The 23,267-nt window shown below is 49.6% G+C and carries 22 protein-coding genes; 11 read left to right on the forward strand and 11 right to left on the reverse strand.

Features of this window, described 5'->3' with window-relative positions:
• Positions 1-2 precede the first annotated feature (2 nt).
• The 6 genes from dksA (at position 3) to panC (ending at position 5,069) form a co-directional block, all read left to right on the forward strand.
• A complete protein-coding gene (gene dksA / locus D9T21_RS14510) occupies positions 3-452 on the forward strand; it encodes an RNA polymerase-binding protein DksA (RefSeq protein WP_070174721.1) in 450 nt (149 codons plus the stop codon).
• Positions 453-569: 117 nt separating this feature from the next.
• A complete protein-coding gene (gluQRS, locus tag D9T21_RS14515) occupies positions 570-1,490 on the forward strand; it encodes a tRNA glutamyl-Q(34) synthetase GluQRS (RefSeq protein ID WP_123325690.1) in 921 nt (306 codons plus the stop codon).
• 93 nt (positions 1,491-1,583) lie between these two features.
• Positions 1,584-2,873: a polynucleotide adenylyltransferase PcnB gene (gene pcnB / locus D9T21_RS14520; protein ID WP_123325691.1), complete on the forward strand. Its 1,290-nt coding sequence runs from the start codon at positions 1,584-1,586 to the stop codon at positions 2,871-2,873.
• Positions 2,863-3,378, forward strand: coding sequence for a 2-amino-4-hydroxy-6-hydroxymethyldihydropteridine diphosphokinase (gene folK / locus D9T21_RS14525; RefSeq protein ID WP_123325675.1), 516 nt, complete (start codon positions 2,863-2,865; stop codon positions 3,376-3,378). The genes pcnB and folK overlap by 11 nt, the downstream gene beginning before the upstream one ends.
• A 36-nt stretch (positions 3,379-3,414) precedes the next feature.
• Entirely contained in the window at positions 3,415-4,212 is a 798-nt protein-coding gene (gene panB, locus D9T21_RS14530) for a 3-methyl-2-oxobutanoate hydroxymethyltransferase (RefSeq protein ID WP_123325676.1), read from the forward strand.
• Positions 4,213-4,220: 8 nt separating this feature from the next.
• Complete coding sequence (panC, locus tag D9T21_RS14535) at positions 4,221-5,069, forward strand: pantoate--beta-alanine ligase (RefSeq protein ID WP_206427281.1); 849 nt, start codon at positions 4,221-4,223, stop codon at positions 5,067-5,069.
• On the opposite strand, the gene panP is transcribed toward panC, so the two are convergent.
• The 4 genes from panP to D9T21_RS14555 form a co-directional block, all read right to left on the reverse strand.
• Positions 5,060-6,694, reverse strand: a complete 1,635-nt coding sequence (gene panP / locus D9T21_RS14540) for a pyridoxal-dependent aspartate 1-decarboxylase PanP (RefSeq protein WP_123325692.1) — start codon at positions 6,692-6,694, stop codon at positions 5,060-5,062. The two genes, panC and panP, sit on opposite strands and share 10 nt — an antisense overlap.
• Positions 6,695-7,018: 324 nt before the next feature.
• Positions 7,019-7,699: a tRNA (guanine(46)-N(7))-methyltransferase TrmB gene (gene trmB / locus D9T21_RS14545; protein WP_123325678.1), complete on the reverse strand. Its 681-nt coding sequence runs from the start codon at positions 7,697-7,699 to the stop codon at positions 7,019-7,021.
• Complete coding sequence (locus D9T21_RS14550; protein ID WP_105934954.1) at positions 7,699-8,472, reverse strand: ABC transporter permease; 774 nt, start codon at positions 8,470-8,472, stop codon at positions 7,699-7,701. Before D9T21_RS14550 ends, trmB begins: the two co-directional genes overlap by 1 nt.
• A complete protein-coding gene (locus tag D9T21_RS14555; protein WP_123325679.1) occupies positions 8,472-9,395 on the reverse strand; it encodes an ABC transporter ATP-binding protein in 924 nt (307 codons plus the stop codon). The genes D9T21_RS14550 and D9T21_RS14555 overlap by 1 nt, the downstream gene beginning before the upstream one ends.
• A gap of 387 nt (positions 9,396-9,782) precedes the next feature.
• Between D9T21_RS14555 and D9T21_RS14560 the strand changes: the two genes are divergently transcribed.
• Positions 9,783-10,700, forward strand: coding sequence for a diguanylate cyclase (locus tag D9T21_RS14560; protein WP_123325680.1), 918 nt, complete (start codon positions 9,783-9,785; stop codon positions 10,698-10,700).
• Between the two features lie 3 nt (positions 10,701-10,703).
• Here D9T21_RS14560 and pdsO read toward each other — a convergent pair whose 3' ends face one another.
• A complete protein-coding gene (gene pdsO, locus D9T21_RS14565; RefSeq protein ID WP_164464701.1) occupies positions 10,704-11,432 on the reverse strand; it encodes a sortase-associated OmpA-like protein PdsO in 729 nt (242 codons plus the stop codon).
• Between the two features lie 11 nt (positions 11,433-11,443).
• Between pdsO and D9T21_RS22760 the strand changes: the two genes are divergently transcribed.
• Genes D9T21_RS22760 through D9T21_RS14580 form a run of 4 tightly spaced genes read left to right on the forward strand, consistent with a single transcriptional unit; the run spans position 11,444 to position 15,061 of the window.
• Entirely contained in the window at positions 11,444-11,692 is a 249-nt protein-coding gene (locus D9T21_RS22760; protein ID WP_164464702.1) for a hypothetical protein, read from the forward strand.
• 32 nt (positions 11,693-11,724) lie between these two features.
• Positions 11,725-12,414: a proteobacterial dedicated sortase system response regulator gene (gene pdsR, locus D9T21_RS14570; protein ID WP_123325682.1), complete on the forward strand. Its 690-nt coding sequence runs from the start codon at positions 11,725-11,727 to the stop codon at positions 12,412-12,414.
• 26 nt (positions 12,415-12,440) lie between these two features.
• Positions 12,441-14,609: a proteobacterial dedicated sortase system histidine kinase gene (pdsS, locus tag D9T21_RS14575; RefSeq protein ID WP_123325683.1), complete on the forward strand. Its 2,169-nt coding sequence runs from the start codon at positions 12,441-12,443 to the stop codon at positions 14,607-14,609.
• 17 nt (positions 14,610-14,626) lie between these two features.
• Positions 14,627-15,061 (forward strand): hypothetical protein, encoded by a 435-nt coding sequence (locus D9T21_RS14580; protein WP_123325684.1) that lies wholly within the window; start codon positions 14,627-14,629, stop codon positions 15,059-15,061.
• A 16-nt stretch (positions 15,062-15,077) separates the two neighbouring features.
• On the opposite strand, the gene D9T21_RS14585 is transcribed toward D9T21_RS14580, so the two are convergent.
• From D9T21_RS14585 to tuf, 6 genes are all read right to left on the reverse strand, one after another.
• The gene (locus D9T21_RS14585; protein WP_123325685.1) at positions 15,078-16,160 is read right to left on the reverse strand and encodes a CNNM domain-containing protein; all 1,083 of its coding nucleotides are present in this window, start codon (positions 16,158-16,160) and stop codon (positions 15,078-15,080) included.
• 339 nt (positions 16,161-16,499) lie between these two features.
• Entirely contained in the window at positions 16,500-18,167 is a 1,668-nt protein-coding gene (locus tag D9T21_RS14590) for a carbon starvation CstA family protein (protein WP_123325686.1), read from the reverse strand.
• 305 nt (positions 18,168-18,472) lie between these two features.
• Positions 18,473-20,095 carry a sensor domain-containing diguanylate cyclase gene (locus tag D9T21_RS14595; protein ID WP_123325687.1) on the reverse strand — a complete coding sequence of 541 codons (1,623 nt, stop codon included), beginning with the start codon at positions 20,093-20,095 and terminating at the stop codon, positions 18,473-18,475.
• Positions 20,076-21,347 carry a hypothetical protein gene (locus D9T21_RS14600; protein WP_123325688.1) on the reverse strand — a complete coding sequence of 424 codons (1,272 nt, stop codon included), beginning with the start codon at positions 21,345-21,347 and terminating at the stop codon, positions 20,076-20,078. The genes D9T21_RS14595 and D9T21_RS14600 overlap by 20 nt, the downstream gene beginning before the upstream one ends.
• Complete coding sequence (locus D9T21_RS14605; protein ID WP_123325689.1) at positions 21,328-21,717, reverse strand: hypothetical protein; 390 nt, start codon at positions 21,715-21,717, stop codon at positions 21,328-21,330. The genes D9T21_RS14600 and D9T21_RS14605 overlap by 20 nt, the downstream gene beginning before the upstream one ends.
• 389 nt (positions 21,718-22,106) lie before the next feature.
• Positions 22,107-23,267, reverse strand: a 1,161-nt coding sequence (tuf, locus tag D9T21_RS14610) for an elongation factor Tu (protein WP_105935313.1), incomplete at its 5' end; no start/stop codon positions are given.

A 23,267-nucleotide genomic window follows, 5' to 3' on the forward strand; every position in this document is an offset into this window, starting at 1 on the left:
ACATGCCAGCTGAGAAAGAAACCAAATCCCTTGGTCTTTTGGCACTAGCCGGGCTCACCCCGTATCAGCCAAAAGATGACGAAGAGTATATGAACGATGCTCAGATGGAGCATTTTCGTCAAATACTGAAAGCCTGGCGTAACCAGTTGCGTGAAGAAGTAGACCGCACGGTTACTCATATGAAGGATGAAGCAGCGAATTTCCCTGATCCGGTAGACCGCGCCGCGCAAGAAGAAGAGTTCAGCTTAGAACTGCGCACCCGCGATCGTGAGCGTAAACTGATCAAGAAAATCGAAAAGACCCTGAAACGCATCGAAGAAGATGATTTCGGATTTTGTGACCAGTGTGGCATCGAAATCGGTATTCGTCGTCTTGAGGCGCGTCCAACAGCCGATCTGTGTATCGACTGTAAAACCATGGCTGAAATTAAAGAAAAGCAGCTCCAGGGTTAATGACAATTGCCGGTCAGTGTTGTAGTAACTGGCCGGTATTTTACTTCGTCTTTTTTATCAAGTCCGTTTTAGCAGGGCGATCGGCCTGCGTCTTTTATTACCACAGTGTTTAACCACGTGAATCACTGCAGCAAATCCTCATATACCGGCCGCTTTGCGCCCTCTCCTACCGGACCATTACATTTTGGTTCGTTAATCGCTGGGCTAGCCAGTTTTCTTGATGCCAGAGCCAATCAGGGTCGATGGCTGGTCAGAATGGAAGATATTGACCGCCCCCGGTGTATTGAAGGGATGGATGTCAGTATTCTGGACTGCTTAGCTGCCCATGGGCTGACCTGGGATGGCGATGTACGCTATCAGTCTGCACAGTTAAGCGACTACGATGAAGTACTACAAACCTTATCAGCGCAAAAGGCGCTGTATGCCTGCCAGTGCACCCGCAAACAAATAAAAGCGTCCGGCGGTGTTTATCCGGGCACATGCCGTGAACTAAATTTACCGCCAGAGGGCAATGCGCTCAGACTTAAGTGCGACCAACCGGTGACGACCTTTACCGATCAGTTACTCGGGCCGGTAGAGATAAACGATCCCCATGCACTGGAAGATACCGTGCTGCGTAGGCGCGATGGGCTGCACAGCTATAATCTGGTGGTCGTGGTGGACGATATTGCCCAGGGCGTTAATCACATTGTTCGCGGCAGCGATTTGTTAACCACCACCGCAGCGCACCTGACCCTGTACCGTCAACTTGGCGCTCAACCGCCGCTTTATGCACACATTCCGGTTGCAGCGACCTCGTCAGGGCGTAAACTAAGCAAACAAAATCATGCCCGGCCACTAGATAACAATCGCGCCCTGCAAAACCTGCAACATGCACTGAGCTTTCTTGGATTCAGCGATATCGCAGAAAATCACAGCACGATATCGGCATTACTTAGTGCAGCGATAGCGGCCTGGCAGTATAATAAAATACCGAAAAGACATGAAATTATTGTCGACGGGGCAGAATCTACTTATCATAACGCCCCTGAGAGTTAAGGAGTAGTTACCATCATTACCCGCGTTCTGGACAAGGTGAAACGCGCATTGAGTCGCGACAGTGAACAAGCCCCGCTGATTGAAGGTGTGGTGATTCCTCGCGCTGAACATGCAATATCCCGGGAAGACATTAGTGATAATGCCCTTAAGGTGATGTACCGCCTGAATAACGCCGGGTTTTCTGCTTACCTGGTAGGTGGTTGCGTGCGCGACCTGATGCTGGGCCATAAACCCAAAGATTTCGATGTCGTCACCAATGCCACCCCTGAGCAGATCAAAGGGTTGTTTCGCAATTGTCGCCTTATTGGTCGCCGTTTTCGCCTGGCGCACATTGTCTTTGGTAGTGAAATCATTGAAGTTGCAACCTTTCGTGGCCATCACAATGAAGACCAGTCGCTGGCCAAACAGGATGAGCAGGGACAGCTGGTAAGAGACAATGTGTTTGGTACCATTGAAGAAGATGCCGAACGCCGTGACTTTACCTTTAATGCCATGTATTACGATGTGGCGACCTTCTCTGTCACTGATTTTGCCAATGGTATCGCCGCCATTAAACGACGCGAAGTTGACTTAATTGGCGATCCTGAAGTCCGCTATCGGGAAGACCCGGTCAGAATGCTGCGTGCTGTGCGTTTTGCTGCCAAACTGGATATGACCATCAATCCGCGTACGGCAGAGCCCATTCGAGAACTGGCGCATCTGTTATCTAATATCCCACCGGCCCGCCTGTTTGAAGAAATGCTCAAACTGTTTTTGTCTGGTCAGGGTCTGAAAACATTCCGTATGCTGCGTGAATACAACCTTCTGGAGCCGCTGTTCCCAATGCTTGGCAGAGTGTTTGCTGCAGCTGACAGCAAAGAAATAGCACTGATTGAACGGGTATTGGCGAATACCGACGAACGGATTAACACCGGGCAGCGGGTCACGCCGGCTTTCCTGATTGCCACCTTATTGTGGTATCCAGTTGAAGAGCATGCTACCAAGCTCCAGTCTGAGGCGGGTCTTAACGCCCACGATGCATTCAATATTGCCATGGGTGACGTGTTACACCGCCAATCCCAGCGCATTATGATCCCCAAACGATTCAGCACGGTGGTGCGTGATATCTGGAACCTGCAGCAGCGGTTACCAAGGCGCTTTGGACGCCGGGCTTTCCAACTGTTGTCTCATCCGAAATTCCGTGCAGCGTACGACTTTTTGCTCGCCCGGGGGCAGACTGAAGGCGGAGCGCTGCTTGAACTGGCCGATTGGTGGACCCAGTTTCAGGATGCCGCGCCCAACCAGCAAAAGAAAATGCTCAACACTCTGCGCCAGGAAGAAGGCGGAGCCCAGCGTAAACGCCGTCGTCCCAGAAAGCCGAAATCCGATAACCATGTCCAGTAAGCATAGTGTTTATATTGGCCTGGGCAGTAATCTGGGCGAGTCACTGAGCCAGTTGATCTCGGCTATTTGTGCGATCAGTGAATTGCCGGACACTCAGGTACAGAAAGCCTCCTCTTTTTATCAGAGTAAGCCCATGGGCCCGCAGGATCAGCCGGTTTATATAAACGCCGTTGCACGTATTACAACCGCTTTAGATCCCCATGAATTATTAGCCGCCCTGCAAAAAATCGAACATCATCACGGCCGGGTTCGTGAGGGTGAGCGCTGGGGGCCGCGCACCCTCGATTTGGATATTCTGCTGTATGATACCGAGACCATCAAAACCGATGATCTGATCATTCCACATATCGGTATGGCCGAGCGCGAGTTTGTGCTGGTTCCGCTGTTTGAAATTGCGCCGGATATGATTATGCCGGACGGACTGCCCCTTTCAGTGTGGGTATCACGCTGCTCGCTGGACGGTCTTAAGCGCCTCGCCTCAATCAACGAGACATCCACTCTGTAACGGCCCTGTCGCCTTTATTGCATTGGGAGAATGCCCATGAAGAAAGTCACTATTTCGACGCTGATTAAACAAAAACAACAGGGTGAGAAAATCACCGCCCTGACAGCCTATGATGCCAGCTTCGCCAAGCTATTTGATGAACAGGGTATTGATGTGCTGTTAATTGGTGACTCGCTGGGCATGGTATTACAAGGCCAGGACAGCACACTGCCGGTGACTACGGCAGACGTTGCCTATCATACCCGCTCGGTCGCTGCTGGCGTCAACGCCGCTTTCGTTATTGCCGATATGCCGTTTATGTCCTATGCCACACCCGCCCAGGCTTATGAAAACGCTGCGGCCCTGATGGCTGCCGGTGCCAGCATGGTAAAACTGGAAGGCGGCGCCTGGTTGTGCGAGACCATTACCGGTCTTAAGCAGCGCGGTGTGCCGGTCTGTGGTCACCTTGGGCTCACACCGCAATCGGTAAATGTCTTTGGCGGCTTTAAAGTGCAGGGCCGTGAAGAAGACAAAGCACAACAGCTGATAGATGACGCGCTGGCATTAGAAGCCGCTGGTGCGCAGATGTTGGTGCTCGAATGTGTGCCCACACCGCTGGGTAAAGTGGTCAGCGAACGCCTTAGCATTCCGGTTATTGGCATTGGTGCGGGCGTACACACCGACGGCCAGATCCTGGTGATGCACGACATGTTTGGTGTCAGCGCTAACTATATGCCGAAGTTTTCAAAAAACTACCTTGCCGAGACAGGTGATCTGCGCAAGGCCGTTGCCCTGTATATTGAACAAGTAACCAACGGCCTGTTCCCCGGCCCCGAACATAGCTTTGACAAATAATGCAATTTATTGAATCACTGAACACCTTACGAGAACTGCGTCAGACCTGGCGCAGCGCCGGACACACCGTTGCTTTTGTACCTACTATGGGTAATTTGCACGACGGCCATCTGGATTTAGTTAAACAGGCAAAAAACCTGGCTGATAAAGTGGTGGTTTCGATTTTCGTTAACCCCATGCAATTTGGTGCCAATGAAGATCTGGATGCCTATCCACGAACGCTCGACGCCGATCGCAGCAAGCTTGAGGCTCAAGGCGTTGACGCGCTGTTTTTCCCAGCGGTTGATGATGTGTATCCTCGCGGCTTAAGTGAGCAAACCTTTGTGGAAGTACCCGGTATTTCTGATTTGCTGTGCGGCGCGAGTCGCCCCGGGCATTTCCGCGGTGTGGCGACCATCGTGTGCAAGCTGTTTAACATGGTACAGCCGGATGTGGCTTGTTTTGGTGAGAAAGACTTCCAGCAGTTACAGGTGATCCGTACCATGGTGGAAGATTTATCCATGCCGATTAACATTGTTGGCGTGCCTACCAGACGTCAGGAAGACGGCCTGGCGATGAGTTCTCGTAATGGTTATCTCAGCGCTGAACAACGGGCTACGGCTACCCGGATATACGCTGCCATGGAGCAAATGCGTGAAGCTATCTGTGCTAGCCAGGACAGCTATGCTGATATTGAACGCAAAGCGTCTCAGTCGCTGATGTCTGCCGGCTTAAAGCCTGAATACGTCACCATTCGCAACGCCAGAAACCTGCAACCGGCTGAGCCGGGTGACCCGCAACTGGTCATCCTGATGGCCGCATTTATGGGAACTACGCGTTTAATCGATAATATGCAGATTACACTGGATCAGGCTTGATCCAGTGTTGCCGGCGCACTCACCGCCAGTAATTCCTGCCACACGCGGTTGCGACTGGCAATGGCGTGTTGCTCTTCCAGAATCGCTCTGAGATCGCGGGTAGTGGTCATTGGATTGGCCAGAACCACACGAAAAACAGTGATGGGGTATGCACCATACACAGGGCACTCTAAGCGGGTCCGTGACACAAACGATTTACCGGCTTCACGCTGCAATTTCTGCACGTTAACAACCAGTCGGTCTACTTTGCTGTTCAGCCGTTGAGCCTGCACCTGCGGAAGTGTTTTCAGTTGTTCCTGAATGGCCGCCGGGCAAACCCGATAGGTCATAATCGAAAGTGTGGGTGAAGTGATCAGCTCAAAATCAGGGTGAGCTTCAATCATTGCGGCAAATTTTTTGGCTTTCTCGATACTCTGGTTAATCAGCAGCTCATAACCGCGGCGGCCCAGGATGTGCAATGACGAATACACCATCATGGCCATACCATTACGGGAACCTTCCAGAGTAGTAGCGCCCAGATCCTTTGACCCTTCACGCAGAATATATTGCGCATGGTGGCGCACCGCGTTGGCATCTGCCGGGTTCTTAAACAGCGCCATGCCAGCCCCCATGGGCACGTACATTTGTTTGTGCGCGTCAATGGTAACCGAGTCGGCTTTTTCGATGCCTTTTAAGATGCCCCGATAATGCTTGGAAAACAGCGTCGCACCGCCCCAGGCAGCATCTACGTGGAACCAGCATCCCAGTTCCTCTGCCACATCGGCCAGTTCGTCGAGCGGATCCACGTGACCAGTTTCAGTGGTGCCGCCAATACCAACGATGGCCAGCAGTTTATTGCCCTGTTCCTGATATTCACGGCCTTTTCTGAGCGCCTCAGCGGGATCCAGGACCTGCTCGGGACATGGCAATGTAATTAGGTTTTCGCGCCCGATCCCCAGAACATCCACCGCTTTTGAAAGGCTGTAGTGACCGCGCCGCGAGCACAACACCCCGAGATTATCGATATCATAATGGCGGTAAGCGCTTGCCAGTCCGGCTCTGGCTACCCCAGGGAAACGGCCCTCTGGACCTAGGATTTTATTGCGTGCTACCCACAATGCCGTAATGTTGGCGACGGTACCACCGGAGCAAAATGCGCCAAGTGCATGGCGGGCACTGTGCAGGTATTGTTCGTAAAAGCTTTCGTCCTGCTCGTACACCAGATTGTGCATCATCCCCAGTACCTGGCGTTCAAGTGGGGTAAATGCTTTTGATGTCTCGATTTTAACCAGGTTCTGATTCAAACCCACCAGCAGCTTGGCCAGCGATAAATGAAAATACGGCAGTGCCGATGTCATATGGCCTATAAAGGTGGGAGAGTAGGTATTCACTGAATGGGCAACCAGCTTTTCCAGCAGGTTCTCAGCGTGTGTAGACACAAACTCAGGCGACTCAGGCATCATTGCATCGGCAAAGTCCTGTTCGACTTCTTCCAGCGAGGTTTTCTTGGTAACGACGTGTTGCGACAAGAAATCCAGGATATTGTCTGAAAGGTGTTCTTCAATTTGTGCCAGCTTAGAGTCTTTGTGCTCTGGCTTGGTAAAAACCCGAAACAGGTGCTTCAAGCTTACTTGTGCTTCACCCACACTGTACACCTCTCGAATTGAAAATGATAACTGCGCTGATGCTTTGCCACACTGACTGTTAAACGCTCGCGCAACATTGCTAACCGGCCCAATCTGAAACTCATGCCGGATACTTAGCAATGACCTTTCACAGCCCCTGACTGTAGCGCAGATTACCCGCCACGCCAAGGCCAGCCAGTGTTTCTTACGCTAAACAGCCAGTAAAAAGATCTTCCGGGGCTGCCCCAAAGAGAATGCGATTATAAGGATTTTCTAACAAAAACCCATGAAAATCTGTCATATTAGTGACACAAATCCGCATTTTAACCGCTTTAATGTAAGGCTCTATTGCACCATTGCCCCGAGTAAATGCCAGCATTGCTGTCCGCTGTCCTGATACTTTTGCTCAAAAGGCGTTAGCGCCGGTTGCTGCGAATTAACCTCAGCAATCTCGCACTGCATGCTGTATTTAGCTGCGGCAACAGCGAACTCTTCAAGGTAAATCAACCAATTACTTCGCACTTCAATACGAGGAGACAAAGCCATGAGATCGGGCATAGCCTGACTCGCATGCCAGCGCTTTTGTACCTGAGAGGATTTAGGGTACGGATTGGGATACAACAGATAATGGGCGCTGATACGCCATGGGCTCTGCTGACACGCAACCCGCATGAGCCGCCAGAAGTCGACAACGTCAGCCCGCACGACCCGGTAGTTATCTTGCTCGCTCTGATAGTGCTGGTGCTTATTAACGCGCAGCGCCGATTTGTCGATGCCGACAATCCGCGCCTGCGGATAGCGTTGAGCCAAGCCGGCCGTGCTTTTACCCACGCCACAGCAGGAGTCGAGGATCACCTCGCCCTGCCAGTCACTCAGCCAGTCCGCCACGTCATCAAAAGCCTGCTGGGTATGGGCGTGGATGGGGCGACGGTTTTCAGTACGCTGGTACTTTTCAACTATCGCCTCAAGCTTATCATGAACGCCATTCTGCTGGCTTTCCACGGTTCGTGAATTTCCCCGCATGATTAAGAACGGATCCCGGTACCGCGTTTCAGCAGTGTGTAGGCAAGAGTAAATAATGCCAGGTTAAACAACACCAGCAGACCCATGGCCAGGCCGATATTGACATCAGATACCCCTAAAAAGCCGTAACGGAAACCGTTAACCATATATACGATAGGGTTTGCCTTACTGACCCACTGCCAGAACTCAGGTAACAGTGTCAGCGAGTAAAATACGCCGCCCAGGTAAGTAAGTGGAGTTAGCACGAAGGTGGGGATCAAACTGATATCGTCAAAGGTTTTGGCAAAGATACCGTTAACCAGACCCGCCGTAGCAAACAGTGTTGCGGTGAGCAGTAAGGTCAGCACAATGATCGCCAGATTGTGAATATGAACATCCACAAATAACATCGATACCACTGTTACAATCAGGCCAATTAACATAGCCCGTGCAACTCCCCCGCCTACATAGCCCAGAATAATGACCGACGTAGGTACTGGCGCCACCAGCATTTCTTCCAGGTTACGCTGGAACTTGGCACTGAAAAATGACGACGAAACATTGGCATAGGAGTTGGTGATCACCGACATCATGATCAGGCCTGGGACGATGAACTCCATGTAGGTAAAGCCGCCCATCTGACCGATACGCTCACCGATGAGGTTACCAAAAATAACAAAGTACAAACTCATGGTGATGGCTGGCGGCACCAGGGTTTGTACCCAAATGCGCAGAAAGCGCGTGCACTCTTTTATCCAGATGGTGGTTAAAGCTATCCAGTTGTTTCCGGCAGACATTACACCGACTCCTTACGTCCGGCTTCAACCAGACTAACAAATAATTCTTCCAGGCGATTGGCTTTGTTACGCATACTCATTACCTGTATGCCCTGCTCCGTCAGTTGACTGAACACCGGGTTCAGGCCATCGGATTTGGCCACGTCTACTTCCAGCGTACTGCTATCGAGTAAGCGGTATTCGAAGCCCTCAAGGCTGACATCGGCCGTTTCGCCCTGTAAATCCAGCACAAAGGTTTCGATATTGAGCTTGGATAACAGTGCCTTCATAGAGGTATTTTCAACAATCAGTCCTTTGTCGATGATGGCAATATTACGACACAGCATTTCCGCTTCTTCCAGGTAATGCGTAGTCAGAATGATAGTAATTCCCTGGCCATTTATTTCCTGCAGGAACTGCCACATTGAGCGTCTGATCTCAATATCCACGCCGGCTGTGGGTTCATCGAGAATGAGCATTTTTGGCTCATGCATTAAGGCTCTGGCAATCATCAGGCGACGCTTCATACCGCCAGATAATTCGCGCGCGCGGGCATTGCGCTTTTCCCATAAATCGAGTTGCGATAAGTATTTTTCGGCCCGCTCGTGAGCTATGTTGCGAGGCACGCCATAATAGCCGGCCTGATTAAGCACGATCTGCAATACCGTTTCGAACTGGTTGAAGTTAAACTCCTGCGGCACCAGACCAATGCAGGACTTGGCCAGTTCTTTTTCCTTATCCAAATCATAACCAAACACTTTTACGTCGCCTGAGGTTTGGTTTACCAACGAACTGATGATGCCAATGGTGGTTGATTTACCCGCCCCGTTTGGGCCGAGCAGGGCGAAAAAGTCACCCTCTTGCACACTCAGCTCAACGCCCTTTAAGGCATGAACTGAGCCACGGTAGGTTTTTGTTAACCCCGAGATTGTTAACGCTTGCATGCTGATTTCCGTGTTTATTGTTGTGTTGCCCTGGGGGGCAGGAATTGGCAAATGGTATGGCAATACACCATACTCGCCTGACCATCCAACCCAACGTCTGTTATTGGTATTTCGTTTTTGTGGCGGGAGGCCTGAGCACAACGGGTTCAGATAGAATTAGATTTCCCATCTACTATGGTAACAAATTTACAGAATTAAAGTGTCTACTTTGCCGGACAAACCATTTCAAAAAACCAATAAAGTATTAAAAAATATACCATAAGACAATTATACATACCAAAGTTATACCTATTGCCCGCGTTTAAGGTTTGTTTCCCTTCTCACCCGTGCTATTTTTACATATTAGCAACAACGCATCTATTTAATGGTGGCTCGAAAGTTCCTCTCATGCCCATTCAATCCACGAAAAATATCGAGTCCTGCCTGGTTTTAATCGTAGATGATGATCACATCAGCAGTACGCTGGTTGCTAATATCCTGAACAACCTTTGCCGCTCCTTTACCGCTTCGTCTGCTGCCGACGCCATAGAATTTTGCGAAAATAAATTACCTGACTTACTGGTGGTTGATGTAAACATGCCTGATATCAATGGCCTGGAGCTCTGCCGCCAGTTGAAAGCCCGTAATGATACCGCTGATATCCCGGTTATCTTTATCACCGCGGATTTAGGTAAAGACGCCCAGGTCGACTGCTGGGAAGCCGGTGGCAATGATTTTGTGACCAAACCGGTGGTGGCCCAGACTATTGTTCACCGCGTCCGTAATCAGTTGCTGAGTAAGTTACGCCTCGACGCCTTAAGAAAGCTCAGTTATGAAGACAGTCTGACCGGCCTCTATAACCGCAATTACCTGAATGAGGAATATCCCCGCTTATCGCGCCAACTGATGCGCGACCACCAGCCATTAGGGCTGATTATCTTCGATGTGGATTACTTCAAACAGTACAATGATACTTATGGCCATCTGAAAGGTGATATTTGTCTGGAAAAAGTGTCGGCAGTACTGAAACGTTATTCGCGCCGGGCCCGTGATGCCGTGGTCAGATACGGGGGAGAAGAATTTATTATGCTGCTGCCGAATACCGGGCTATCCGGTACCAGGGAGATAGCCAATCAGATTTTAACCGATATCTATCAGTTGGAAATAGCGCACAAGCACTCACCTTTTGAACGGGTTACCCTGAGTGCGGGTGCAGTGAGTATTCAGAATATAGAACGCTATCCCCTCAATGATGTCATCGAACAGGCTGATATCAACCTGTACGATGCAAAGCTGAAAGGGAAGAACAAGGTGGTTACCGGCTAACCGCTATCGCTGTGCGGTTAACGTTGGATCTTCCTCACCAAGCTCAATGACCACCTTGCGGTCGAAGAAAGTGCCTTCATACTCTTTATGTTTACTGCGTTCCTCACCTAACGCCAGGGTTAGTACCTGCTTTTCATCTACGCCCTGATTAAGCAGGTATTGCTTTACGCTAATTGCCCGTTGCATAGACAGCGCCTGATTGTACTTAGCATCGCCCCGCTGATCGGCATGACCGGTAAGGCGAGCCTGCAATGAAGGGTAACCGCGTAATGCTTTGGCAATCAGATCCAATTGCTGCTGGTAATCCGGCGCAATGTCATAGGCACCGGTTTGAAACTGCACCACACTCTGCAAGGTGATGGCCGGCGTATCCTGAGTGCGCGTATCACTTACCTGGGTAGTCATGCTCGCCTGCTGTAACTGTTGAATCTGGCTTTTCATTGCCAGCAAAGAGCGGTCGCGCTGCGACAACAACTCAGCCTGAGCGGTTAACCTTGCCTGATTGGCCTGTAGTTCTTTGTCCTGCTGAATATCATTGCCTACAAAAGCTCCCACTAAGCCAGCGACTGCAGCGCCTACCGGCCCCGCTACCATGGCGCCAATCACCACCCCGGATCCCATCCCGATGCCCGCGGCGTGTTCATAAGTTTTCTCTTTGTCACTGGCCATGGCTGGCGCCATTGAAGTTAAGCAAGACATTGCAAGTGCGGCTGAAATGATAGTTTTACGCATAATAGTTTCCTTTGGGTAATCAATTTGTGTTTCGCTGTGAACGATATGAATTACACCAGTCGGATATGGCGCGGTTGGTGTCAGCTTGTGGCAATGTGCTGAGCAAAAAAGGAAAAACATGGCAACTTGTGGCGACATTAACCACCAAACACGTTGCCCGTTGCGAAAACCCGCCTACCGCGGAACAAAAGTGGCAGAAAAATGGCAAGCTCGGGGAATTTATGCCGAACTTCCGCCTAACCCAGTTAACTAAGTTATAGTAGGGGCCGGTATTAGACAGGATGAATGATGTATGCCAAAAACCATTGCCATTGTTGAAGATGATATTGCTATCCGTGATAACTACACCGCCGTGCTGAGCGGACAAGGCTACACGGTTCAGGCTTATGCTGACCGCCCGTCGGCCAGCCTGGCATTCAGCCAGTCTCTTCCCGACCTTGCTATTATCGACATTGGCCTGAATGACGAGATGGAAGGCGGCTTTATGCTGTGTCAGCAGTTACGTCAGCTTTCCCAGTCACTACCAATCATTTTTTTTACTGCCAGGGATAATGACGTGGATACTATCAGCGGCCTGCGCATGGGTGCTGATGACTACCTGACTAAAGACATCAGCATGGCCCACCTGTTGGCGCGCATTGCCGCCCTGTTCCGGCGCACAGACTTACTTGCCACGCCCAGGCAGGACTCAGATACCATTCGCCTGGGCCATCTTAAAGTGGATGTCAGCCGCATGACGGTAAGCTGGAAGGATATCCCGGTGGCCCTTACCGTTACCGAATTCTGGATGTTACACGCTCTGATCAAACGCCCGGGACATGTAAAAAGCCGCCAGCAACTGATGGATGAGTCGCGCATGGTGGTCGATGACTCCACCATTACGTCACATATCAAGCGTATGCGGAAAAAGTTTGTCCAGCTCGACGAAAGCTTTGACCATATTGATACGGTCTATGGCATGGGATATCGCTGGCAGCAATAGCTGACCGGTATAAAAGGATCAGACTGGTGAAGTTACGTTTTTCAATTCGTCTGCAGTTATTGGTACTGTCGCTGTTCTTGTTTGCCATTCCGTGGCTCGGCTATAAATATGTCTGGGAGCTGGAGCAATACCTGCGCATCGGCCAGGAACAAACCATGATTGGCACGGCCAGAGCTGTTGCCACAGCGTTGCACGAACGCCCTGCCTTGTTTGACAGCCAGTCTGCATATTTACAAAACGTACGCCCGGGTACCGATTTATACGCCCCGCCTATTGATGTCCCCATTCAGCTCGATGGCCGGCTACAGGAATGGCAGGCAGTATCACCGCTCATCCAGTCTTATAACGAAGAAAACGTGGTTACCTGGTTTGCTGAACAGAATGTGCCGGTTACCCTGTCGGTAGAGCACATGGTGGGACGTTACGATCAGTACTTTTATGCCATGTTCGCGGTAACCGATGACAACGTAGTGTTTCGTGCGCCTAATAGCCTGAGCGTTGATCGCTCCGATCATCTGCTGATCGGTATGCTGGATGCGCAGGATACCCTGCACCGCTACATTATTTCTCCTTACGACTCCGGCTGGGTGAATGCTTACCAGCTTGATGACAACCCCGGTCGCTTTCGTGCCGTCGATAACGCGCTGGAAATTCAGGGCCGCTGGGAGATGACCACTACCGGATATAATGTTGAACTGCGCTTTCCGATTACCATGACCTCCGGCGCCCTGGCCTTCGCCATTGTCGATGTTGACGACCCGGCTAACCGCGCCAAACAGTATGCCGTGGGCACCGCCAATCCCAACCAGAGCGATGATCTGGGCACCGTGGTAACCCCATCACCGGAAATCGAGCGGATACTTTCCGGGTTGCGCTACGCAGACTCCCGGGTATGGGTTATCGATAAACACAAACGGGTACTGGCCCGCTCGGGCTCTATCCACTCTTCTCTCGGGCTTAATGCCGGCAGCCAGGAAAGCAGCAGTCAGGGATGGTGGCACTATATTGAACAGCAATGGTTGTTGCCGCTCTATTACCAGATACTCACCCGTCCGCCCGGCGATTTTGTGGACGAACTGGCAGACGCATACGCGCTGGCAGGCAAAGATATCAATCACGCGCTGAGTGGCCAGCCAGACTCCCTGTGGCGCCTGACCCCGGACAACAAGGCGGTGATACTATCGGCCGCCTATCCCATTTACATTGGCGACTCCGTCATGGGTGCGGTTGTCGTTGAACAAACCACCCACGGGATCCGCACATTGCGTAACCGGGCGCTGGAACAGCTTTTTCACGTTATTCTTGCGGTAATGCTACTAGGTACACTCGGTTTGCTGATGTTTGCGCACCGTATCTCCAGCCGAATTCGCAACTTACGTGACGATACCGAAGCGGTCATCGACCCCAACGGGAAAATTATTGGCAGCCTGCCGCCATCTCGTCACGGTGATGAAATAGGCGACTTATCCCGCTCATTCAGTGCGGTGTTGAGCCGCCTGCAGCAATACAATTCGTACCTGGAGAATATGGCATCGCGCCTTTCCCATGAACTGCGCACGCCCATCGCGGTGGTTCGTTCTTCTCTGGACACCCTCGATGAGGTTCAGGATCCGGCCCAACAACAGGTATTTTTAAGCCGTGCACAATCAGGCATCAGCCGGTTGAGCAGTATTCTTAACAGTATGAGCGAAGCTACGCGGTTAGAGCAGATGATCAGTCAGGAAGACACCGAACGCTTCGATATCGTTAAAGTGGTCGGTGGTTGTGTAGAAGGCTATCAACATGCATACCCCCACCGCCAGTTTGCGCTCAGGCTCAGTTGCGAGAAAGTGCAGCTTAATGGCTCCCCGGATTTAGTTGCCCAGATGCTGGACAAAATTATTGCCAATGCGGTGGAATTCAGTCAGGCAGAGAGTACTATTGCCCTGCATATGTGGCAGGAACAGCGCACTGTTAAACTGAGTATTACCAATACCGGCCCATTGCTGCCCAAAGGCATGCACGAGCAGCTGACCCAGTCCATGGTGTCGGTGCGCGCAGAAGGCAATAATGCCGACGGCCCGCCGCATTTAGGTCTGGGGTTGTATATTGCCAATATGATTGTGGCCTTCCACAAAGGTAACATTGTGCTGCAGGATTTACCGGACAAAACCGGGGTCTGCGTGGTAATTTCATTACCCGTTCCCCAGAACTAACCAGAAAAGGCGAAATCATGAGCGAAGCTGATCCGCGGATCGTGGCACTGGAAAAGCAGTTCAGCCAGTTACACGTACAATTGTTTGATACTTTCAGTCACGCCCAGTCGGCAGTGATGACGGTGATGCAAACCGGCCGGGATATCGATGAACACCATGATAACTATACTCAGCTCAAACGCGACTTTGAGGTCACTGTGGCAATGTACCCGGGCAGCGACCAGAGCATGCAACAGAAAATCAAAGCCACCAATGAGCTGGCGACGAATCAGCAGACCTCGAATGTACATTTAACTCAGGTATGGGCAGCAGCGGTATCAGCACTATCCTGCGACCGTATGCTGGCGATGATCCCAACTGATTTGCAGGACGATCCCGAAGTGGCTGGTGAATTACAGCACAAACGCCGGGAACATCTGGCAATGTGGCAGGAGCGGTTGGAGAACCCTTAACGCTATCGGCGCCGGGCTACTTTTTACCCGGCGCCGATGTCATACTGCTATCTGGTACATTTTTTAGCATCATCAGCTGCTTACGGCGATGCATTACATAAGCCAGGCGGCGCATGCTGACATTGGTATCCTTTTCATCCTCAATATCTACCCCGAGCAGTCTCTCCAGCAGATCCTCGAGAGTCAGAATGCCTTCCAGGCCACCGTACTCATCAACAACCAGCACGATATGCACATGATTTTTAATAAACTGATCAAAGGTGGATGACAATGGCATGGAGCCCAGTACCGTGACCATGCTCATGCGGTATTGTGACAGCGGATTGTCGCCATGGCCTTTAGCCTGGGCAACCAGCAGATCAGACCGCATCACAAAGCCGGTGACTTGCTCTGAATCGCCTTCTTCATAAATGGGGATGCGTGAATATTTTATGCTGCCATGTTTATGGAAAAACTCAGTGATAGTGAGTGTTTCCGGTACCGAGAAAACCTGGGTACGGTGGGTGATGGCATCTTTTACCGCGAGCTCATTGAGAGTAAGCAGACTCTTCATTACCGACGCTTCATGTTCATTGAGCTGGCCTTCTTCGCCACTCAGCTCGGCCATAGCATGCAGCTCAGCCCGATTAAGGCCACGTAAGGGACTCTCTTCTTTGAAGCCTTTAGTTAACCATTCCGACATCTTTACAAAAGGATAAAGGAGAATAACCAGGTACTTAAGGAAGTAGGCGGTGATTGGCGCCAGGACACGCCAGAATGTTGCGCCCAGTGTTTTGGGAATAATTTCCGAAAAGACCAGGATCAGCAAGGTAAGGATTGCCGAAATAAGGCCCAGATAAGCGTCACCGAAGACGATTGCCGCCTGAGCACCAGCGCCTGCGGCGCCCATGGTATGGGCAATAGTGTTCAGGGTTAAGATGGCCGATAAGGGGCGATTGATATCCTCGGTAAGATGGCGCAGTACCGCACCACTTGGTTTCTGCTCTTTTTCCAGAACAGAAATATAGGCTGAAGAAACGCTCAGGATCACCGCCTCGGCGATGGAACACAAGAATGAAAATCCCAGTGCGATAATCACGTAAACGAGCAATAAAATCATGTAAAGCAGTCCATTGAGTCAAGTGTACAAGGGTTATTATGAGGCCTTATCCGGTGGATACAAGCACAGTCAATGGTAACAAACTATCTAATACCAAAGAATAATTAACAAAAACAAACCCATTTGTTACATTTAACTTACATTCGATGAAAAAGAGGTTCGAATTATGACTAAAGCTAAATTGTCAGATCAAGTTTCACTGGTGTTATATTCTGTTTCGTTAATGATCATTACTGCGGGTGTTTTTAACGCATATCTCTAAACGCAAAAGCTCTTCAGGAGTATGCGTTGCTAGCACATAAAGTAAAAAGCCGTCAGATGTACTGACGGCTTTTTTCATCAGGCTGATTGCCGTTTAAACTTTCGGATCACCGACCAGGATTCGAGCATTACCAGCACACTAACAATCAACACCACCGCATCTAAAAAGACCAGCAGATAGTTGCCATCAAGGTAGTACTCTTTTAACTTAATGATTCCCGCCAGGAAAGCCATTACGATAACAAAAGTCATAGGCACCAGAGTATAAATCGCCGGACGCTTCATTTTAATCAGCATCACTGAAATCACCAGCAGGGTCATACTTGCCAGGATCTGGTTGGTAGAACCAAACAATGGCCAGATGATCATACCGCCGCTGCCAGAAGAGCCACCGGCACCAAAGGCCAGTAACAAACAACAGGCAACCGCAACCAGGGTAGCTATCACACCATTTTTGAGTACCGGTAGCTGATAGATTTCACCCCATTCCTGAATGATGTAGCGCTGTAAACGAACACCCGAGTCCATGGTGGTACCGGCAAACAGCACAACCATGGTTGCCAGAATAGTCGATGAGAACTCTACCGGTAAGCCCCAGCCCTGTTGAATAAGATTAGCGCCACCGGTAATGAATGCCGCCACCGAACCATCACCCAGATGGCTGTATACTTCATGCCACTCTTCTGGTGAAGCAGCTAATGCCACACCACTCACCGCAACAATAGTCACCAGGGCCAGACAGCCCTCACCTACCGCACCGAGGTACCCCACAAAGCGGGCATCTGTTTCTTTATCCAGCTGCTTGGAGCTGGTACCCGAGGAAACAATCCCGTGAAAACCCGACACCGCGCCACAGGCAATCGTTACGAATAACAATGGTATTATGCTGGGCGTATCCACGGCAGTCTGAGTGTTAAACGCAGGGGCAGTAATATCCGGTAACGACACAAACACCGCACCATAGAGTAAAAACAAGCCAACCAGCAACTGCATGCCATTAATAAAGTCTCTTGGCTGCAGCAGCATCCACACCGGCAGTAGTGAAGCAATGGCAGCATAGACAAACAGAATAATGATCCAGTTAGCATTAGCGGATAAGCCAAACAGGGTGTCGGGTAATTCGATAGGAATGTAACTACCGGCAAACACCGAGGCGTAAAGCACAATGATCCCCACCAGACACATCGGGATAAGGCTAAAGTTTCGTTTCAGCAACTGACCAATAACCAGTGCTACGGCAATTGCCATCCAGGCGGGAAATACCGCATCAGGCTGGGAAACAAAGGACTTAGCAATGACAACGCCGAACACGGCATTGACCATCAGCAGTACCAGGAATACCACCACCATGAACAGTGAACGGGTACGCTTACCGATTACATCTTCCGCCAGCGCGCCCATGGATTTACCTTTATGCCGGCTACTGGCCCACAAAGCGCCCATGTCGTGTACACCGGCAAAAAACATGGTCCCAAATACGACCCAGAGAACGGCAGGAACCCAGCCCCAGTACACTGCGATAGCCGGACCAACAATTGGCGCAGCGCCCGCTACAGAAGTAAAGTGGTGTCCCCACAGAACCACTTTATTGGTAGGGACATAATCCACACCATCGCGCAGTTCATGAGCGGGTGTTCTGAAATTAGGGTCGAGCTGGAAAATCCGTTCCGCGATAAATTTTGAATAAACAAACCAGCCCAGCAGCATTCCTGCAATACCGAGCAAAACAATTAACACCGAGGCCATTTGTCCACCTTTTATTGTTAATCTACCGGGGCAATAACTTCCCCCGATAATGATTGCGGCTTAAAAATACGGGTCTGGCTGACCCTGCTGCGCGATTCTAGCGCTTTTTTTTCGTCGCATTGATGTTTTCTTTATAACAATAGACCAATCAACGGCTGAGCAGGATAAATGCAGACACAGCGCAAGCTGATACGAAGCCGCCCCCCGTAACAGTTCATATTCTTCACGTGCTGCCTTTTCAGAAATGATAGTAGGGACGATATAAGTGCTTGCAAACAATACCCGCTCAGGAGGAACTCCCCCTATCAGGTAATAAGGTAATTCGCCCGTCCCTGACTTTTTACGTCGTACATCGCTTTATCAGCTATTGCTATCCAGTGCTCCACGCTTTTACCGGCTTCATCAATCTGTGCAACGCCGATGCTGGCAGAAATCGACACCCGGAAATCGGGCGAAACTTCGATGGGTTCCTCAAGGCTGTGCAGCAATGTATTACACAGTGTATTAAGTGAAGAATACGGCAACGCCTCACGTTTAAAGCCAATCACAAACTCATCGCCACCCCAGCGACAGCAGACATCAGTAGACTCATTAAACAGGGTTTTAATCCGATGGCTGCATTCAACCAGCACCACATCGCCAGCATCGTGACCGTAGGTGTCATTAATGGGTTTGAACTTATCAAGATCGACTAACAGGAAGATGCAGGAAAAATCCGCACTGCTTTCATTCAGCAAATACTGTAACCGTTTCTCGCCGCCGAGGCGGTTATACAGTCCGGTGAGGGCGTCGTGCTGAGCCTGATAACGCACTTCGGCCTCACGCTCCTTGCGGTCGGTAATGTCGTTAACGATGACCTCAAACAGCACGTCATCTTCCTCTCTTGCCACCAGTCGCTGGTCGGAGACGGTAGCAAACAGACAATGCACCCAGCGCCGGCTGCCATCAACCTGATAGGATAAGTCCAGGCCAATTGGCTTACTGTTTAGTGACGCCTTTAAAGACGCAATAACACTCGAGACTGATTCAGGATCGTCGAAAATTTCAATAAAATCGGTAAGTGAAGAGTTCGTGCCAACGATATGGTTAAATTTAGGATTTTCAATCAGGATCCCTTTTTGGGTTGAAATCAATGCCACACCAATAGAGGCTTTCTCGAATAATAACCGTAACTGTTGTTCAAGTTTTTCGGTATGAAGCCGCAGCTTCCTTTCAGCCAGAAAGTTTGCCCTTACCGCTCGTATCAGGCCGTTTATTTGCTCTATTAAATAACCAAGTTCATCCTGGCGTTTATAGTCGATATCGAGTTTTTGGAGATTTTCAGGGTTGCTGGGATCGACTGTTTCGAAAGCCTGCTTGAGCTTTATCAACGGCATAGACAGCGTGTATTGCAACGTACCAGCAATAATTATGGTTATCAAAAAAGACACCAGAATAATCTGAATAGCGCTGCCCTGTGCTTCCTGAAGGGCCATCTCGCGAATGAACGCGGTATCCGGATAAAGGTCTAACTCACCGATTAACTCATCTTCATTAAAAGGGTGATAAAGCTCACGCTCAATAGGACTGACTACCGGCAGTTGGTCTGGATTGGAGATGTTCGCCGCCAGCACGGTCTGCCCGGCATAAATTCTGGCGCCACTCACCATATCGCTGATCATTAAGCCGTTGATAATTTCGTTAGCGAGTTCTTCATCATCAACATAAGCGGCGATGGCTGCCGTTTTAACCGCACTGGCGGCGAGCTGATCGACCAATCGATAACTGATGGTCTCCTGTTTATCGAGCGCCAGGCGAAAAACCAGCACACTACCACTCAATGACAGCATGACACCAATCACAGCAACGATAATCGCTACCCTGACATTAAGCTTTTGAGTGAACGGACGCTTATTCATACCAGCAGTATTAAAAAATCGTACTAACATTTAAAGATGCTACAGTAATGTAACGCCGCTCACCGATATTGACATCTAAATCACTTCCCCAAGCACCATAACCCGGCCCCCGCAATTGATAGCGCGATACCTGCCCTTTTACCGCCCAGCGAGCGCCGATATCCCAGCGGACACCGGCACTAAGCGACTGCTGATCCATTCTCGATATATCAAGCAGGTTTTGTGAGCCCTGATGCATTGCTAAAAGACCAAGTCGTGCCTGCTCCGTAGGCACAGCATCATAGGCTGGCTCTGCAACGATTGTGCGCTTATCGGTAGTGTTTAGATTTGCATAAGTAATGTACGGAGTGACATCACCAACAATATAACCAACGCTTGTATAACCATAGGCTAGATTATTCAGCACTGCCCAATCAATATTCAACATGGCAATCTCTGACATGAGTAACCATGAGCCATTGTTGTAGTGATAACCTAAGGCTGCGTAGGTTACGTCTTTATCTTCAAAATCTAATGCTTTGGCGAAATCAGCTGCTGCCGGCCACCAATCGGAAGGAACTGACGGCAATTGCTGTTGAAACTCAGTAAGACTGCCGAAATAAGAATCCTTGCCACGAAAATGACTGAGTGTCGCTTTAAGCCTCCACTTGTCTGTCTCAAAACTTAACGAGCCGTTAACTACGCTCTCATATTCAAACCAGTAATTTTCACCTGTACTGGCGACTTTTGCCTGGCTTTTCCCGTAGGCAAAAGTTGCTTGCACAGTACCGGCACTAACAGATTTACGATACTCAACTTCTGCGCCATCAATATAAGAAATATTCGAAGAAGGCGTATAAAACTCCATGGGAGGTGTGGCCCACAGCGTACTGTAGCCTACGTTCAGATATTCAGACAGCAAATAAGCATTGTAATTTAACCGCCCCAATCGGGCAGACCAGTTTCGGTTGAACCGATAGCGGACAAAGGCCATTTCAAGAATATCCGAAACAGAATCATGATGCTTATGCTCTAATAATCCTTGCACGACAATATCCACATTATTTGAAACCCGGTAATTAATTTGCAACCCGAATAACGAATTCGTTTGCCAATTTAATCCTGACTCAGGAATACGATCCAAAGACGACTGAAAAATGAGTTCATCGTCATTACTATTCGTAAGCCCTATTGTTGCAAATCCACTCAGGTCAATTTCTGCCTTAGCAGGCGCTATCATGATGCTCAGATAAATAATGCAGAACGATAATAACTGGCGGGAATTATTCCAGAATAAGAACAATTTTCATCTCCTCTGAAACGCGTTCAACCGGCATGTAAGCTAACGCAGACTGATTTCTACGCAAATAAGCCAGACTTTGCTCAGGTGACGAAACCTGTAGCGGGGGTTTTGCTCGGCCGGAGAAAATTAAGCGTGACCAATAAGCATTGATCTGACGCTCGTTTTTATTAACAAGAGTGCGATAAAACAAACCGCGAAATACCGAACCGTTCTCATAATCTACCGGCTGTACTACCTGGCCGCTTTCAAGCACATCAAAACGGCCCATATAAACATCAACCAGTTCACGCTTGCTGATTGACTCAATCTTGCTGTCTTTTGCAACAACAACTGCTAAAGCTGCTTCAGATGCGTTGGCTCCGTCGCTCATAGCGAATAGAGGCAAAAGAAGCAGTAGGTAAATCCTGAATAATCTCATTGATAAATCTATTTTAAGGCCAGAGTACCTTTGAAAATCAAAAAAATTTTAGTGTAGATTAAGCATAGTACCAAACAGACGTTGTGAAAGTTTTTTAACCTTATTTTTGGCAGGGATGACAGGAATTAAAGTCGTCATCCCCGCACGCTTTTAAGCGGGGACCCCCTTGCATGATATCGTGGGTTAAATACTTCTTTGGCGAAAAGGCTGTCTCAGGTGAGCCAGGCTTTTATGGAGATCCCGGATATTCGCTGCGCGAATTCCGGGACGATAATTACCGTCCAAAAACAAAAAAGGCGCTCATAAGAGCGCCTTTTTCAGGTTTTTGGTGTAATTATCGATTACTCGATGATTTTAGATACAACACCAGCACCTACTGTACGACCACCTTCACGGATTGCGAAGCGCAGACCTTCTTCCATAGCGATTGGCGCAATCAGTTCTACTTCGAACTTCAGGTTGTCGCCAGGCATTACCATTTCAACGCCTTCTGGCAGTTGAACGGCACCGGTTACGTCAGTTGTACGGAAGTAGAACTGTGGACGGTAACCTTTGAAGAATGGAGTGTGACGACCGCCTTCATCTTTAGACAGTACGTATACTTCCGCTTCAAACTTGGTGTGTGGAGTGATTGAACCAGGCTTAGCCAGTACTTGTCCACGCTCTACGTCGTCACGCTTAGTACCACGTAACAGAACACCAACGTTCTCACCTGCTCGACCTTCGTCAAGCAGCTTACGGAACATTTCAACACCAGTACAAGTAGTCTTGGTAGTATCTTTGATACCAACGATTTCTACTTCTTCACCTACTTTAACGATACCTTGCTCAACACGACCTGTTACAACAGTACCACGGCCTGAGATTGAGAATACGTCTTCGATTGGCAGAATGAACGGCTTATCGATGTCACGCTCTGGCTCTGGGATGTATGAATCCAGTGCTTCGCCCAGCTCGATAATTTTCTTTTCCCACTCTGCGTCGCCTTCAAGGGCTTTCAGTGCAGAACCCTGGATTACTGGCAGGTCATCACCTGGGAAATCGTACTCTGATAACAGTTCACGAACTTCCATTTCTACCAGCTCAAGCAGCTCTTCATCATCAACCATGTCACATTTGTTCATGAATACGATGATGTAAGGGATACCAACCTGACGACCAAGAAGGATGTGCTCACGAGTCTGAGGCATAGGACCATCAGTCGCAGCAACTACCAGAATACCACCGTCCATCTGTGCAGCACCGGTGATCATGTTTTTAACATAGTCAGCGTGTCCTGGGCAGTCTACGTGTGCGTAGTGACGAGTAGGAGTGTCATACTCTACGTGTGAAGTAGAGATGGTGATACCACGTGCTTTTTCTTCCGGAGCGTTATCGATTTGGTCGAACGCTTGAGCAGAACCACCGTAAGTCTTAGACAATACGGTAGTGATTGCTGCAGTCAGAGTGGTTTTACCGTGGTCAACGTGGCCGATAGTACCCACGTTTACATGGGGTTTCGA

The sequence above is a fragment of the Marisediminitalea oceani genome, from assembly GCF_003731635.1.
Taxonomy (GTDB): Bacteria; Pseudomonadota; Gammaproteobacteria; order Enterobacterales; family Alteromonadaceae; genus Alteromonas; species Alteromonas oceani.

Coding starts and splice junctions, on each gene's coding strand:
- dksA (WP_070174721.1), top strand. CDS start 3: ATGCCAGCTGAGAAAGAAACCAAATCCCTTGGTCTTTTGGCACTAGCC.
- folK (WP_123325675.1), top strand. CDS start 2,863: ATGTCCAGTAAGCATAGTGTTTATATTGGCCTGGGCAGTAATCTGGGC.
- panB (WP_123325676.1), top strand. CDS start 3,415: ATGAAGAAAGTCACTATTTCGACGCTGATTAAACAAAAACAACAGGGT.
- D9T21_RS14550 (WP_105934954.1), bottom strand. CDS start 8,472: ATGTCTGCCGGAAACAACTGGATAGCTTTAACCACCATCTGGATAAAA.
- D9T21_RS14555 (WP_123325679.1), bottom strand. CDS start 9,395: ATGCAAGCGTTAACAATCTCGGGGTTAACAAAAACCTACCGTGGCTCA.
- D9T21_RS14560 (WP_123325680.1), top strand. CDS start 9,783: ATGCCCATTCAATCCACGAAAAATATCGAGTCCTGCCTGGTTTTAATC.
- pdsO (WP_164464701.1), bottom strand. CDS start 11,432: ATGCGTAAAACTATCATTTCAGCCGCACTTGCAATGTCTTGCTTAACT.
- pdsR (WP_123325682.1), top strand. CDS start 11,725: ATGCCAAAAACCATTGCCATTGTTGAAGATGATATTGCTATCCGTGAT.
- D9T21_RS14580 (WP_123325684.1), top strand. CDS start 14,627: ATGAGCGAAGCTGATCCGCGGATCGTGGCACTGGAAAAGCAGTTCAGC.
- D9T21_RS14585 (WP_123325685.1), bottom strand. CDS start 16,160: ATGATTTTATTGCTCGTTTACGTGATTATCGCACTGGGATTTTCATTC.
- D9T21_RS14590 (WP_123325686.1), bottom strand. CDS start 18,167: ATGGCCTCGGTGTTAATTGTTTTGCTCGGTATTGCAGGAATGCTGCTG.
- D9T21_RS14595 (WP_123325687.1), bottom strand. CDS start 20,095: ATGTTAGTACGATTTTTTAATACTGCTGGTATGAATAAGCGTCCGTTC.
- D9T21_RS14605 (WP_123325689.1), bottom strand. CDS start 21,717: ATGAGCGACGGAGCCAACGCATCTGAAGCAGCTTTAGCAGTTGTTGTT.